Below are 13,392 nucleotides of genomic sequence, written 5' to 3' on the forward strand. Positions count from 1 at the left end.
GACGGCATCCGAGAGCGAGGATCCGTGCCGGAACAGCATGTGGCAGGCTCGAGGCATGGATCCCGTGCAGTCACCCTCCGACGACGAGATCGTGGCGGCCGTCGGGCCGAGACTGCGACGACTCCGTACGCGCCGTGATCGCACGCTCGCGTCGCTGGCGGCCGAGACGGGCATCTCGGCGAGCACGCTCTCGCGCCTCGAGAGCGGTGGGCGGCGCGCCACCCTCGAACTGCTGCTGCCGATCGCGCGGGCCCTCGGCGTTCCGCTCGACGAGCTGGTCGGAGCGGCGCCCGAGGATCCGCGCGTGCACGGCCGCCCGTTCACCCGGCACGGGATGGTGATCCAGCCGCTGAGCCGGGATGCGGGCGCGCTGCAGGCCTTCAAGACCACGATCCCCGCGGGCCCGGTGCCCGACCCCGAGCAGCAGCGGACCCACGAGGGCTTCGAGTGGCTCTACGTGATCAGCGGACGCCTGCGCCTGAAGCTCGGCGACCACGATCTGGTGCTGCCGCCGGGCGAGGCGGCCGAGTTCGACACCCGGGTCCCGCACTGGTTCGGACGGGCCGACGAGCGCGCCGTCGAGTTCCTCAGCCTGTTCGGGCGCCAGGGCGAGCGGATGCACGTGCGCGCGTCGACCGCTCGCTGAGGCGTCAGGACCCTGCCAGCACCTCGCGGACGAAGCCGGTGGCCTTGCGCTGCAGCGTCGCGATCCGCTCGGCCTTCGCCGCCTCCACGTCGAAGCCGACGTAGGCGACGGAGGGGCGGGTGCGGACGTTGACCGAGCACTCGAAGTTCGCGCAGATCAGCGTGCCGATCGTGTCGCCCGCCCGGCCCGCGGACCCGGCCTTCTTCGCGCCGAAGAACACGACGTCGTTGGGCAGGCGGATGTCGCGGCACCACGAGCACTGCGCGCGCGAGCGGGGGTTCGCGTCGGCCTGCCGGAGGACGACGCCGACGAGGCGCTCCTCGAGCGGGACGACGACGTAGGCGCGGCGGCCGATCTTGCGATCGCGCCAGCCGAAGTGGTCGATCGCCGCCCAGTCGAGCGTGTCGAAGCCGGTCGGCAGAGAGAGGTCCGAGACCTCCTTGCGGGAGGCGTTCACGAAGGAGTCGCGGATGGTCTGTTCGGTCAGGGGGAGCATGGGAGCACCGTTTCTAGGGGGCCCGGCGAGGCGGGCGGATCCGGAGGGGTGAAGGCGCGACGGAAGAGGCCGACGTCACGCCGGCTTCCGAAGGCGCCGCTGCCCGGTCGTCCGTGGACGGACCGGGAGCGGCTGCTACCTGACGACGGCGGTGCGACCGCCGACGACCTCCTGGATGCTCATTCCTCCAGCCTAGGCGCTGAGCCTCAGCCCAGGTGGGCCACGGCCTCCTTCGGAGCCGCGGCGAGGAACTCCTCCTTCTTGATGCGGATCATCGAGAAGGCGATGACGGAGGCGAGCACCAGGCCGACCGCCGCCGCGACGAACACCGCGGAGTAGCCGTCGACGAAGGCGACGGGCGAGCCCTGCTCCCCCGCGACTCCGGCGTAGATCGTGGTGAAGATCGAGAGGCCGATCGAGCCGCCGATCTGCATCGCGGCGTTCGCGGTCGCTCCGGCGGCGCCGGCGTCGTGCGCGGCGACACCGGTCAGAGCCACGTTCTGCACGGGCACGAAGATCATCGCCATGCCGATGCCGAGCAGGATCAGCGCGGGCAGCACCTGCACGAGGTAGGAGCCGTCGGGCGTGATGCGGCTGAGGTAGACGAGGCCGACGGCCGCGATCAGCGGACCGACGATCATCAGGACGCGCGGTCCGACGCTCGGGAGGAGCTTGGTCGCGATTCCCGCGACGACCATGATCGTGACGGTCATCGGGAGGTTGGCGAGTCCCGCCTCGAGCGGGGCGAGGCCCAGCACCAGCTGCAGGTGCAGCGTGAGGTAGAGGGTCGAGCCGATCATGACGCTGCCGACGATCGCCTGGATGAGGAACGCGCCTCCGCGGACCCGGTCGGCGACGATGCGCAGCGGCAGCAGGGGGTGGTCGGAGCGCGCCTGGATGCGGACGAAGAGCGCCAGCAGCAGGACGCCGGCGAGGAGGAAGCCGAGGGTGTCGACGCGCAGCCAGCCCTGCTCGGCCAGGGTGAAGCCGTAGACGACGCTGGCGAGGCCGAGCGCGACCGTGATCGTGCCGGCGACGTCGAAGCGGTTGCGCCCCTCGGCGCGGCTCTCGGTGACGAGCAGCGCGCCGGCGATGGCACCGACGATCACGACGGGGACATTGACCAGGAGGCACCAGCGCCAGTCGGCGAACTCGGTGAGGAGCCCCCCGAGGACGAGGCCGACGGCGGCACCCGCTCCGGCGACCGCGCCGAAGACCGCGAACGCGGTGTTGCGCTCGCGCCCGCCGGGGAACGACACGGTGAGCAGCGCGAGCGCGGCCGGAGCGAGCAGTGCGGCGAACGCGCCCTGCAGGCCTCGTGCGGCGATGAGCTCGGTGCCGGAGGAGGCGATCCCGCCCCAGGCCGACGCGGCGCCGAAGCCGATCATGCCGATCAGGTAGGTGCGCTTGCGGCCGGTGTAGTCGGCGATGCGGCCGCCGAGGAGCAGGAGCGCGCCGAACGCGAGGGCATAGGCGGTGACGACCCACTGGCGCTCGACGTCGGTCAGGCCGAGGTCCTGCTGCGCGGCGGGCAGGGCGATCGTGACGATGGTGCCGTCGAGGACGACGACGAGCTGGGTCATGGCGAGGATCACGAGGACCCACCAGCGGCGGGAGGAGGAGGGCGCGGGCATTGCAGGCCTTTCGACGCGGAGGGAGCGGGACCGGCGGGTCCGGATCCGAGCCGCGACGTCGAGGCTGAACCACCCCAACTGGTTGGTTGGGCATCGACGAGTGTATCGTTCGAACGCCCGGAGGTGTGAGCGTGGATCAGACGAACATCGAGAAGTCCTCTGCACGCGAGCGGATCCTGCGCGCCGCGACCGCCGAGTTCGCGGCCCACGGCTTCGCCGGCGCGCGGGTCGACCGGGTCGCCGCCTCGGCCGGGCTCAACAAGGAGCGGCTCTACGCCTACTACGGCGGCAAGCGCGGACTCTTCGTCTCGACGGTCGTCGAAGCGCTGAAGGCGCTCGACGAGACCCTGCTCTCGAAGGCGGCCGACCTGCCCGACCTCGCCGGGCGCATGTTCGACCACGTCTGGGAGCACCCGGAGTTCCTCCGCCTGCTCACCTGGGCGCGCCTCGAGGGCTCGGGCTTCTGGGAGGAGGCCGGCGAGCGGCTCGGCAGCACGCCGGCCCCCGAGGCGCGGGTGCTCGAGTGGCAGCGCTCCGGAGTCGTCGACCCGAGCTGGGCGGCCGACGACGTCTTCATCGCGCTGCTCGGGCTGTGCGAGATCTGGCACCTGACGCCGTTCGCCGAGCGCGGTGGCGAGAGCACGCGCGCGCGGCGCCGGGCGTTCGTGGTGCACGTGGCGGGAGTGCTGGGTGCGCCGGCCTGACACTCAGGCCGAGGTCAGCCGCTCCAGGTAGCCGGCGAAGGCGCGGAGGTCCGGCTCGGGCCAGGACTCGAGAGCATCCTGCATCTGCCGGCGCTGCAGGCCGCCGAGGTCGGCCATCCGCGCGCGGCCCTCCGCCGTGAGGGCGAGGAACCGTGCGCGCCCGTCGGCCGGGTCGGCGGTCATCTCGACCAGGCCCAGGCGGCAGAGCTGGCGGGCCTGGCGGCTGATCGCGCTGCGGTCGACCCCCAGACGGTCCGCCGCGGCGCTGGAGTGGACCGGCCCGCAGCGCTCGAGCATCCGGAGGAGCCGGAGCCCGAACGGCGGCAGCGACGGATCGATCGCCGCCGCCGCGTCGCGGACCGCGGCCCGCACCTGGACGGCGAGCGCCGTGATCTGCTCCTCGACCTCGAGCAGGGCACTCGTCGGAGCCGAAGCCGGCGCGGTCGGCATCAGCGCTGCTCGACCACGTCGATCGAGCCGGTCGGTCGGGGCTGAGCGGCGGGCGCCGCGTGGCGGGCGTGCGCCACGTGGCGCGCCTCCGAGTGCGTCGCCTGGTCGGTGGCCTGCGACTGGCCGACGGGACGCAGCCCCGCCTGTCCGTCGGAGGCGCCGATCAGCGCGTCCTCGGCGGCCTCGACCGGGGTCGCCTTCAGCTGCACGGCGTTCTTGGTGCCGAGGTCGACGTTGGGCAGCAGGGCCACGGCGATCAGGGTGACGACGGCCAGCGGAATGCTGAAGAGGAAGACATCGCCGACTCCGATGCCGTAGGCACCCTCGACGACGACGCGGACGGCGTCGGGCAGGGTCGAGACCTGCGGGATGGTTCCGCTGCCGAGCGCCTGTGCGGCCACGGCCTGATCGGCAGGAGCGAGTCCCGCGATGCCGCTCGCGGTGCGGTCGGCGATGACGGTGCCGAGGATCGAGCCGAGGACCGAGACGCCGATGGTGCCGCCGAGGCTGCGGAAGAAGGTGACCGCGCTGGTCGCGACTCCGAGGTTCTTGACCTCGATCGAGTTCTGCACCACGAGCACCAGGTTCTGCATCAGCATGCCCAGGCCCGCACCGAGGACCGCCATCGAGACGCCGACGTACACGAAGCTCGTGTCGTAGCGCAGCTGGCTCAGGAGGACCGTGCCGATGATCGAGAAGGAGGCGCCGGTGATCATGATCGCCTTCCACTTGCCGGTCCGCGAGATGATCCCTCCGAAGATCGTCGAGGCGATCAGGAGGCCCGCCATCAGCGGGATCGTCAGCAGGCCCGACTGGGTCGGAGTCGCGCCGCGCGAGAGCTGCATGTACTGCGCGAGGAACACGGCGGTGCCGAAGAGCGAGACGCCGACCGAGATGCTCGCGACGACCGCGAGGCTGAAGGTGCGGTTCTTGAACATGCCCATCGGGATGATCGGCTCGGCGACCGTGAGCTCGGTGATGACGGCGGCGACGAGCAGGACGACGGATCCGCCGACCATGACCGCGGTCTCCCACGAGGCCCACTCGAAGTTCTTGCCCGCCAGCGACACCCAGATCAGCAGCAGCGAGACGCCGCCGGCGATGAGCACGGCACCGAGGTAGTCGATCCTGACGGTGCGCTTGGGGTGCGCGGGGAGGCGGAGGGTCACCTGCAGCAGGATGATCGCGACGATCGCGACAGGAAGCGCGATGAAGAAGTTCCAGCGCCAGCCGAACGCGTCGGTGACCACGCCGCCGAGGAGCGGTCCGCCGACGGTGCCGATGGCCATCACTCCGCCGAACAGGCCGGCGTACTTGCCGCGCTCACGGGGGCTGATGATGTCGGCCATGATGATCTGGCTCAGCGCCGCGAGGCCGCCCGCGCCGAGGCCCTGGAAGACGCGGAACACGATGAGCATGTTCGTGTCCTGCGAGAAGCCGGCGGCCGCGGATCCGATCACGAAGATCGCGAGGGCGAGCTGGATGAGCAGCTTGCGGTTGAAGAGGTCGGCGAACTTGCCCCAGAGCGGAGTCGAGACCGTGGTCGCGAGCAGGGTCGCGGTGACGACCCAGGTGTACGCGTTCTGGTCGCCCTCGAGGTCCGAGATGATCAGCGGCAGCGAGGTCGACACGACCGTGCCCGCGAGGATCGAGACGAACATCCCCAGCAGCAGGCCGCTGAGGGATTCGAGCACCTGGCGGTGCGACATGGACCCGTCGGGACCGGCGGGGGTGCGCTGCACGGTGGCGGCGCGTTCTGGGCGGGACATTCTGCTCCTCGAGACGATGCGGTCGCGTACTGGTTGACCTGCGTCAACTATTGACCGAGAGCAACTATATAGCCAAGCGTGGCTGTTTGGCGAGGGTCGCGGGAATCAGCGGGTGGCGCTGCGGCGGCGGAGCAGCACGATCGCCGTGATGACCGCGGCGATCAGCACCGCGACCACGGCGACCCCGAGCGGAGACCCGGCCGCGGCGCCGACGACGGCCCAGAGCACGGCGAAGCCGACGGTCGCGTAGATCAGCGCCCACGCCGCGCAACCGGGGAGCATCGCGAGCAGGTAGACGACCCAGCGCATCCGCGCCGCTCCCGCCGCCGCGTTGAGCACCGTCTGGAACCCCACCGTCAGGAAGCTCAGGGTGACCGCCGGGGCGCCGTACCGGGCGAGCAGCGCCGACCCTCGCCGCATCGGCGGCGACTCGAGCCAGCGGCCCCAGCGACGGGAGGCGGCTCCGGTCACGATCGCGCGCGCCAGCCAGTAGGTGGCCTGAGCGCGGAGGAACACGATGACGAACAGCGCCGCCAGCAGCTCCACGAAGCCCAGCTCGTCGAGGAAGGCGGGCACGCGGGCTCCCTCCGGCTCGGACTGGTGTCTGAGGCAAGGCTACCCTTGCCTGCGCGCGCCGATCCTCGCGAGCCCTACTTCACGTACTCGCCCGGGATGCCGAGCTTCTCGATGTCCTCGCCCGTCCCGAAGGCGATTCCGTCTCCCGTCGGCCCGTCGAACACGACCGTGTAGACATCCCAGACCTTGGCGGGAGAGCCGGCGAGCGCACCGTAGTTCTCGACGGGACTGTGGACCGTGAGCACCCACATCGGCCGATCGCCGGCGATCTGCGTGTCTCCGCCGAGGCCGGGAGAGAACTTCTGCAGGTCGCCGTACGCGAGGCTCGCCGCGAAGACGGGAGCGTCGGGCGTGGGGTAGGTACTGAGGCCACGGGCCGAGGTGAGGAGAGTCGACACGGGGACGAGGGGTTCAGCCGTGTCGTACGGCTGAAGAGCCGGGAAGTTCTTCACCCGTTCCGCGTAGGCGTCTTCGGTAGGGATCGTCGGTGCCTCCGGCTCGGAGTGAGTGGTCGGCTCAGGATCACTCGCGACGTCTCCGCCGGCCTGCGCTGAAGGGACTCCGGTGACGATGACGAAGACTGCAGTTGCGCCCACGCTCAGGCCGCCGACCAGCAGCAGGACGACCGCTGCTCGGATCGCGTTTCTCTGTGCGTTCTGAGTCTTCGTCACAACGGAACTCAACCGTCGATCTGCTCAGCGCAGGGTGTCCGACGGCTTCCGCTGTGCTGAGGAATCCCACAGATCGACCGTGGAGCGACGCGCTCGAGGAACGCGAGCCCGCGTCGCGCCGCCCCTATCCTCGACGCATGGACAACATCGATCGGAAGATCCTCGATCTGCTGCGCCTGAACGCCCGCGCGGGCTACGGCGACATCGGCGGAGTCGTGGGCCTGTCCGCCTCCGCCGTGAAGCGCCGGGTCGACCGCCTCGTGGCCGACGGCGTGATCCGCGGCTTCACGATCAAGGTCGACCCTGCGGTCGACGGCATGAGCACCGAGGCCTACGTCGAGCTGTTCTGCCGCGGCACGGTCGCGCCCGACGAGCTGCGCCGCATCCTCTCGGCCGTGCCCGAAGTGGTCTACGCCGGCACCGTCACGGGCTCGGCCGACGCGATCGTGCACATCCGCTCGCGCGACATCCCCAGCCTCGAGCTCGCCCTCGAGAAGGTGCGCATCGCGCCCAACGTCGACCACACCCGCTCGGCGATCGTGCTGTCGCGGCTGGTGCAGCGCGGGGAGTCGTAGGGCACCCTCAGTGCGAGCGCCCCGCGACCACGTCGGCGAGGCTCGCGAGCGGTGACGTCGTCGGGCGGCCCCGCTCCTCCGCGCGGTCGGCGAGGCCGTAGGCGGTGTAGAGCGTGTTCACCGCGAGCCAGCGCAGCGGTTCCGGCTCCCAGCGGCGCACGCGGTGATCGACCCACGGCAGCTCGGTGAGCGGGGTCCGCTCCCCCGAGCCGAGCTCCTCCAGGACCAGATCCCGGAGGGTCCGCCCCGCCAGGTTCGTCGCCGTCACGCCGGTCCCGACGAAGCCGCCCGCCCAGCCGAGGCCGGTGGTGCGGTCGAGGCCGACCGTCGCGTGCCAGTCGCGGGGCACGCCGAGCACGCCCGACCAGACGTGCTCGATGCCGACTCCGCGCAGCACCGGGAAGAAGCGCTCGAGGATCTCGCGCAGCATCCCGACCGTGCGCGGGTCGGTCGCGCCGTCATCGTCGATCCCGGAGCCGAAGCGGTAGGGCACGCCGCGCCCCCCGATCGCGATGCGGTCGTCGGCGGTGCGCTGCGCGTACATGTAGGCGTGCGCGAAGTCGCCGAGCGTCTCGCGGCCCGCCCAGCCGATCTCGTCCCAGACCTCGGGTCCGAGCGGCTCGGTCGCGATCAGCGACGAGTTCATCGGCAGCCACTCGCGCTCGTGGCCGGCGAGCCGGGCGGTGAAGCCCTCGGTCGCGCGGAGGACGAACCGGGCGCGGACGCTCCCCCGCGCGGTCACGGCGGCTCCCGCCCGGATCTCGTCGACCCGGGTGTCCTCGTAGATCTCGACCCCGAGCGCCTCGACCGCGCGGGCGAGCCCCGCGGCGAGCTTCGCCGGGTGGATGCGCGCGCAGTGCGGGTGCCACATGCCCGCCGAGGTACCGCTCACCGCGATCCGCGCCGACGCCTCCCGCGCGTCGAGCAGCTCGACGTCGGTGTGCGCCCGGGCGCGCGCCGCCGCGACCGTCGCCTCGAGCCGGGCCTTCTGCGCGGCGCCCCGGGCGACCTGGTACTCGCCGCCCTTCACGATGTCGGCGTCGATGCCCTCGGCGAGCGCCACCGCGATCACCTCGTCGACGGTCTCGTTCACCGCGAGCTGGAAGCGGTCGACCATCTCGGATCCGTGGCTCTTCGCGTACGAGGAGACGCCTCCGGTGATCTCGTTGGTCAGCCAGCCGCCGTTGCGGCCGGAGGCGCCGAAGCCCGCGAAGCGCTGCTCGAGGATCGCGATGCGCAGCTCGGGGGCCGCCTTCGTGAGGTAGTACGCGGTCCAGAGGCCGGTGTAGCCGGCGCCGACGATGCAGACGTCGACGTCGAGCGAGCCGGGGAGGGACGGTCGCGGCGCGGGGCGGCCGAGGGAGGACCACCAGAACGAGACGTCGCCGTTCGTGAGATCCGTCACTGCCCGGCCTTCGCCTTGATCTCGTCGAAGATCGCGATCACGTCCTGCGTCGCGGTCGTCATCTGGCTGTAGACGAGCTTCGACATCCGCTCGTCGTCGATGAAGATCAGGTCGGGGCGCTCGACGCCCGCCGCGGTCGCTGCCTCCTCGATGCCCTCGACGCCGGTGTTGTAGCCGATGTACGTCAGCTCCTTCAGCGACGCCTCGGGGTCGAGCACGTAGTCGATGAAGGCGTACGCGGCGTCCTCGTTCTCGGCGCCCTCGACGATCGCCCAGTTGTCCTGCCAGAGGTTCGCGCCCTCCGACGGCCAGACGAAGCGGTAGCGCTCCGGGTCGGGGTTGCTCAGGATGCCGAGCCGCGCATCGCCGTTCCACGCGTGCATCAGCGTGCGCGCCGACGCGCTGATCGACTGGCTCGAGTACGACTCGAAGGCCTGCACGTGCTGGGCGATGTTGTCGAGGTAGAAGCTGCGGAAGGCGGCGAGGTCGTCCGGATCCGTCGTGTTCGGGTCGATCCCGTTCGCGAAGAAGTAGGTGTACGAGACCTCGCCCTGGTCCTCCATCAGCGAGAAGCTGCCCGAGGCCTCGTTCTGCGCGGCGTCCAGGAAGTCGGCCCACGACGTCAGCTCACGGGTGATCACGCTGGTGTCGTAGACGTAGCCGGTCGAGCCCCAGTCCTTGCAGACGCTGTACGTGTTCCCCGGGTCGAACGGGGTGTCGACGACGGCCGAGCTGAGCTTCGAGAAGTTGGGGATGCGCGAGAGGTCGAGCTCCTTGAGGAGCCCGGCTGCGCCCATCTCGGCGACGTACGAGTGCGTGGGCACGCAGATGTCGTAGCCGCTGGTGCCGCGCGCGGTGCTGAGCTTCGCCGCGAGCTCGGAGTTGGAGCTGTAGGAGTCGACGATCACCGACGAGCCCTCGGCGGCCGTGAAGTCGGTGAGGGTCGCCGGATCGTCGTACTCGCCCCAGGTGTAGATGCTGAGGCTGCCGCTACCCCCGGAGTCACCGCCCGCCGGGCTCGCGCACGCCGCGAGACCGAGCGCCGCGGCCGCAGCGGCCGACCCGCCGAGGAACGTGCGGCGCGCGAGGCGCGCGTCGAGGGCGGAGGGGACGAGCGCGCGCAGGGGTCGTGAGGAGGACATCGCTTCTCTTCTCTGTAGGCGGTGCAGGAGGTGCGGGGTCAGCGTCGGTGCACGATCTCTCCACCGACGATCGTCACGCTGACGCGGGCCAGCCCGATCTCGCTCGCCGGCCGCTCGAACGGGTCGCGGTCGAGCACGACGAGATCGGCGGCGAGGCCGGGCGCGAGGGCACCGGAGGCGTCCTCGTCGTGGTTGAGGTAGGCCGTACCCGCGGTGTGCGCGACCAGGGCGTCGGCGAGCGAGAGCGCCTGCTCACCGAGGAACGGACGGCGGAAGCTCCCCTCCGGATCGACGTTGGCGCGGTTGACGGCCGTGTGCACGATCTCGAGCGGGTCGGCGGTGCTGACCGGCCAGTCGCTCCCGGAGGCGAGGGCCGCGCCCGCGCGCGACAGCGACCCGAACGGGTACTGCCGCCGCGCCCGCTCCGCGCCGAGGAACGGGATCGTCAGCTCGTCCATCTGCTTCTCGTGCCGTGCCCACAGCGGCTGCATGTTGGCCACCACGCCGAGCTCGGCGAAGCGCGGCACGTCGTCGGGGTGGATCACCTGGATGTGCGCGAGCGTGTGCCGGCGGTCGGAGTCCCCGTTGGCGGCGCGGGCGGCGGCGATCGCGTCGAGCGCCTCCCGCACGGCACGGTCGCCGAGCGCGTGGTAGTGGATCTGGAAGCCCAGCGCGTCGAGCCGGATCGAGATCTCCTGCAGCGAGGTCGGGTCGACGAAGCTCTTGCCCGCGTTGTGGGTGGGGCAGCCGCACTCGTCGAGGTAGGGCTCGAGCATTCCCGCCGTGAAGTTCTCGGCGACGCCGTCCTGCATGATCTTGACGCTCGTCGCACGGAATCCCGCGGCCGCCGCCCGCTCGCGCTTGGCGACCAGCTCGTCGATCTGCTCGAGCCCGCGGCCTCGGTCCCACCACAGCGCGCCGACGACGCGGGCCTTCAGCGCTCCGGAGGCCGTCAGGCGCAGGTAGGAGTCGAGCGTGTCGGGCACGTCGTTGGTCGCGCCGACGATCGCGTCCTGCCAGCCAGTGACGCCCCAGGCGAAGAGGCGCTCCTGCGCGACCAGCAGAGCCTCGTCGAGGTCGTCCTCGGTGGGGAGCTCGATGTGGCGGGCGACGATCTGCATCGCCCCCTCCTGCAGCGTGCCGAGCGCCCGGCCGTCGCTGTCGCGCTCGATGCGGCCGTCGGAGGGGTCGGGCGTCGAGTCGTCGATGCCGCCGATCGCGAGCGCGCGGGAGTTGACCCAGGCGCCGTGCCCGTCGCGGTTGGGGAAGTAGGCGGGGCGATCGGGCACGATCTCGTCGAGCTCGGCCGCGGTGGCGATCCCGCCGGGGAACGAGTCCATCGACCAGCCCCCGCCGACGATCCAGTCGAGCTCGGGATGCGCCGCCGCGTAGGCCGCGATCGCCCCGCGGTACTCGTCGCGGGTCGTGAACGGGGTGAGATCGCACGACAGGATGTCCAGGCCCGCGTGGTGCGGATGCACGTGGCTGTCCTGGAAGCCGGGCAGCACGAGTCCGCCGGCGGCGTCGAGCGTCTCGACGTCCTCCGGTGCCTCGCCGCCGATCGAGGCGATGCGGCCGTCGACGAGCAGCACCGGCTCCTCGACGACGCCGGCCGGGGTGAGCACGTGGCCGCCGGTGATGAGAAGTGAGGTCATGAGGTGGTCCTCTCGGGGGCGGTGTGGACGCGGGTTCCCGCGACGAAGGTCTCGAGCACGCGGGTCTGCCCGATCTCCAGCGGATCGAGGGCGAACGGGTCGCGGTCCAGCACGACGAGATCCGCCTCCTTGCCCACCTCGATCGAGCCGCTGACCGCCTCGACGCCGTTCACCCAGGCGGAGCCGGCGGTGTACGCGGTGAGCGCCGTCGCGAGGTCGATCCGCTGCTCCGGGAGGAACACGTCGTACTTCCCCGCCGCCCCGCGCTCGGACGGGGCCGAGATCCGGTTGACGGCCACGTGGATCGCGGCGAGCGGGTCGGGAGTCGAGACCGACCAGTCGCTGCCCGCCGCGAGCACCGCTCCCGAGCGCTGCAGATCACCGAACGGGTACTGCCACGCCGCGCGCTCCTCGGCGAGGAACGGCAGGGTCAGCTCGACCATCTGCGGCTCGAGGGCCGCCCACAGCATCTGCAGGTTCGCGGCGACTCCGAGCTGCCGGAACCGCGGCACGTCGTCGGGGTGCACGACCTGCAGGTGCGCGATGTGGTGGCGATTGCCGAGGCGCCCGTTCGCCGCGATCGCGTGCTCGACCGCGTCGAGGCACTCGCGCACCGCCCGGTCGCCGATCGCGTGGAAGTGCACCTGGAACCCGGCGGCGTCCAGCAGCGGCACGGCCTCGTTCAGCACGGCCGGGTCGACCATCGAGAGACCGTCGTTGTGAGTGTGCCCGCCGTGACCGTCGAGATAGGGGTCGAGCATCGCCGCGGTGAAGTTCTCGGCGACGCCGTCCTGCATGATCTTGATGCTCGTCGCCGCGAAGCGGCCCGCGGTCCACCGCTCGCGCTTCTCGATCAGCTCCGGGATCTGCTCGACGCCGCGCGCCCGGTCCCACCAGATCGCGCCGCGCACTCGCGCGGTCAGCTCGCCCGCCTCCGCCGCTCGCACGTAGGCCGGGCCCGGGTCGCCGACGTCGCCGTAGGAGCCGATGATCGCGTCCTGCCAGCCGGTCACCCCGTGCGAGTGCAGGTAGCGCTGGCCGAGCAGCAGCGCCTGGCGCATCTGCTCGTCGGTCGAGGCGGGCAGGAGGCGGCGGACCGCCTCCATCGCCCCCTCGTGCAGGGTGCCCGACGGACTGCCGTCGGCGAGCCGCTCGATGCGCCCGTCGGCGGGATCGGGGGTGTCGCGGTCGATGCCGGCCCGGCGCAGGGCGGCGGAGTTGACCCACGCGCCGTGCCCGTCGGCATTGGTGAGGAAGGCGGGCCGGTCGGCGACGATCCCGTCGAGCGCCGCCGCGGTCGGCGTGCCGCCGGGGAACGCCGACATGCTCCAGCCGCCGCCGAGGATCCACGCCTCGTCGGGGTGCCGCGCCGAGTAGTCCGCGATCGTCGCGAGGTAGTCGCTCGACGTCGCTCCGTCGCCGACCCAGCAGCGCATCATGTCGAAGCCGCCCCAGACCGGATGGACGTGCGCGTCCTGGAAGCCGGGGACGAGCATCCGCCCGGCGAGATCGACGACCTCGGTGCGCGGGCCGATCCAGTCGGCGACGTCGTGGCCGACGGCCGCGATCAGGCCGTCGACGACGGCGACGGCACTCGCACGGCTGCGGACGGCGTCGGCGGTGAAGACGGGACCGCCGGTGAGGACGAGGTCGGCGTGGGGCATGGTGG

Annotated in this window: 13 protein-coding genes; 3 read left to right on the forward strand and 10 right to left on the reverse strand. The window is 71.6% G+C overall.

Annotated elements, in window-relative coordinates; all coding sequences use genetic code 11:
* Nucleotides 1-55 precede the first annotated feature (55 nt).
* Nucleotides 56-646: a helix-turn-helix domain-containing protein gene (locus tag ASG06_RS01840; RefSeq protein ID WP_056040352.1), complete on the forward strand. Its 591-nt coding sequence runs from the start codon at nucleotides 56-58 to the stop codon at nucleotides 644-646.
* A 4-nt stretch (nucleotides 647-650) separates the two neighbouring features.
* Here the strand turns inward: ASG06_RS01840 and ASG06_RS01845 are convergent, their stop codons facing one another.
* Together ASG06_RS01845 and ASG06_RS01850 are read right to left on the reverse strand one after the other, a co-directional pair.
* Nucleotides 651-1,142, reverse strand: coding sequence for an FBP domain-containing protein (locus tag ASG06_RS01845; RefSeq protein ID WP_056037701.1), 492 nt, complete (start codon nucleotides 1,140-1,142; stop codon nucleotides 651-653).
* Between the two features lie 206 nt (nucleotides 1,143-1,348).
* Complete coding sequence (locus ASG06_RS01850; protein ID WP_056037704.1) at nucleotides 1,349-2,776, reverse strand: MFS transporter; 1,428 nt, start codon at nucleotides 2,774-2,776, stop codon at nucleotides 1,349-1,351.
* Between the two features lie 131 nt (nucleotides 2,777-2,907).
* On the opposite strand from ASG06_RS01850, the gene ASG06_RS01855 reads away from it, so the two are divergent.
* Complete coding sequence (locus ASG06_RS01855) at nucleotides 2,908-3,480, forward strand: TetR family transcriptional regulator (protein WP_162238989.1); 573 nt, start codon at nucleotides 2,908-2,910, stop codon at nucleotides 3,478-3,480.
* Between the two features lie 3 nt (nucleotides 3,481-3,483).
* On the opposite strand, the gene ASG06_RS01860 is transcribed toward ASG06_RS01855, so the two are convergent.
* The 4 genes from ASG06_RS01860 to ASG06_RS01875 form a co-directional block, all read right to left on the reverse strand.
* A complete protein-coding gene (locus tag ASG06_RS01860) occupies nucleotides 3,484-3,930 on the reverse strand; it encodes a MarR family winged helix-turn-helix transcriptional regulator (RefSeq protein WP_056037708.1) in 447 nt (148 codons plus the stop codon).
* Entirely contained in the window at nucleotides 3,930-5,639 is a 1,710-nt protein-coding gene (locus ASG06_RS01865; protein ID WP_082499007.1) for an MDR family MFS transporter, read from the reverse strand. The genes ASG06_RS01860 and ASG06_RS01865 overlap by 1 nt, the downstream gene beginning before the upstream one ends.
* A 165-nt stretch (nucleotides 5,640-5,804) precedes the next feature.
* Nucleotides 5,805-6,275 carry a DedA family protein gene (locus ASG06_RS01870; RefSeq protein ID WP_056037712.1) on the reverse strand — a complete coding sequence of 157 codons (471 nt, stop codon included), beginning with the start codon at nucleotides 6,273-6,275 and terminating at the stop codon, nucleotides 5,805-5,807.
* Nucleotides 6,276-6,349: 74 nt separating this feature from the next.
* Complete coding sequence (locus tag ASG06_RS01875) at nucleotides 6,350-6,946, reverse strand: hypothetical protein (RefSeq protein ID WP_056037717.1); 597 nt, start codon at nucleotides 6,944-6,946, stop codon at nucleotides 6,350-6,352.
* Between the two features lie 137 nt (nucleotides 6,947-7,083).
* On the opposite strand from ASG06_RS01875, the gene ASG06_RS01880 reads away from it, so the two are divergent.
* Nucleotides 7,084-7,521 (forward strand): Lrp/AsnC family transcriptional regulator, encoded by a 438-nt coding sequence (locus ASG06_RS01880; protein WP_056037720.1) that lies wholly within the window; start codon nucleotides 7,084-7,086, stop codon nucleotides 7,519-7,521.
* A gap of 7 nt (nucleotides 7,522-7,528) precedes the next feature.
* Here the strand turns inward: ASG06_RS01880 and ASG06_RS01885 are convergent, their stop codons facing one another.
* The 4 genes from ASG06_RS01885 to ASG06_RS01900 are packed head-to-tail and all read right to left on the reverse strand — an operon-like array spanning nucleotide 7,529 to nucleotide 13,387.
* On the reverse strand, nucleotides 7,529-8,926 hold the full coding sequence (locus tag ASG06_RS01885; protein ID WP_056037722.1) for an NAD(P)/FAD-dependent oxidoreductase: 1,398 nt from the start codon (nucleotides 8,924-8,926) through the stop codon (nucleotides 7,529-7,531).
* Nucleotides 8,923-10,068, reverse strand: a complete 1,146-nt coding sequence (locus tag ASG06_RS01890) for a polyamine ABC transporter substrate-binding protein (RefSeq protein ID WP_056037725.1) — start codon at nucleotides 10,066-10,068, stop codon at nucleotides 8,923-8,925. Before ASG06_RS01890 ends, ASG06_RS01885 begins: the two co-directional genes overlap by 4 nt.
* A gap of 38 nt (nucleotides 10,069-10,106) precedes the next feature.
* Complete coding sequence (locus tag ASG06_RS01895) at nucleotides 10,107-11,723, reverse strand: amidohydrolase (RefSeq protein ID WP_056037728.1); 1,617 nt, start codon at nucleotides 11,721-11,723, stop codon at nucleotides 10,107-10,109.
* Nucleotides 11,720-13,387 carry an amidohydrolase gene (locus ASG06_RS01900; RefSeq protein ID WP_056037731.1) on the reverse strand — a complete coding sequence of 556 codons (1,668 nt, stop codon included), beginning with the start codon at nucleotides 13,385-13,387 and terminating at the stop codon, nucleotides 11,720-11,722. Before ASG06_RS01900 ends, ASG06_RS01895 begins: the two co-directional genes overlap by 4 nt.
* Between the last annotated feature and the right edge of the window lie 5 nt (nucleotides 13,388-13,392).

Origin of the sequence: Rathayibacter sp. Leaf185, from assembly GCF_001423885.1 — a bacterium.
Classification (GTDB): domain Bacteria; phylum Actinomycetota; class Actinomycetes; order Actinomycetales; family Microbacteriaceae; genus Rathayibacter.

What these genes read in the sequence shown, in the direction of transcription:
- ASG06_RS01900 (WP_056037731.1), bottom strand. Translation starts at nt 13,387, where the DNA reads ATGCCCCACGCCGACCTCGTCCTCACCGGCGGTCCCGTCTTCACCGCC.
- ASG06_RS01840 (WP_056040352.1), top strand. Translation starts at nt 56, where the DNA reads ATGGATCCCGTGCAGTCACCCTCCGACGACGAGATCGTGGCGGCCGTC.
- ASG06_RS01890 (WP_056037725.1), bottom strand. Translation starts at nt 10,068, where the DNA reads ATGTCCTCCTCACGACCCCTGCGCGCGCTCGTCCCCTCCGCCCTCGAC.
- ASG06_RS01895 (WP_056037728.1), bottom strand. Translation starts at nt 11,723, where the DNA reads ATGACCTCACTTCTCATCACCGGCGGCCACGTGCTCACCCCGGCCGGC.
- ASG06_RS01880 (WP_056037720.1), top strand. Translation starts at nt 7,084, where the DNA reads ATGGACAACATCGATCGGAAGATCCTCGATCTGCTGCGCCTGAACGCC.
- ASG06_RS01860 (WP_056037708.1), bottom strand. Translation starts at nt 3,930, where the DNA reads ATGCCGACCGCGCCGGCTTCGGCTCCGACGAGTGCCCTGCTCGAGGTC.
- ASG06_RS01845 (WP_056037701.1), bottom strand. Translation starts at nt 1,142, where the DNA reads ATGCTCCCCCTGACCGAACAGACCATCCGCGACTCCTTCGTGAACGCC.
- ASG06_RS01865 (WP_082499007.1), bottom strand. Translation starts at nt 5,639, where the DNA reads ATGTCGCACCGCCAGGTGCTCGAATCCCTCAGCGGCCTGCTGCTGGGG.
- ASG06_RS01850 (WP_056037704.1), bottom strand. Translation starts at nt 2,776, where the DNA reads ATGCCCGCGCCCTCCTCCTCCCGCCGCTGGTGGGTCCTCGTGATCCTC.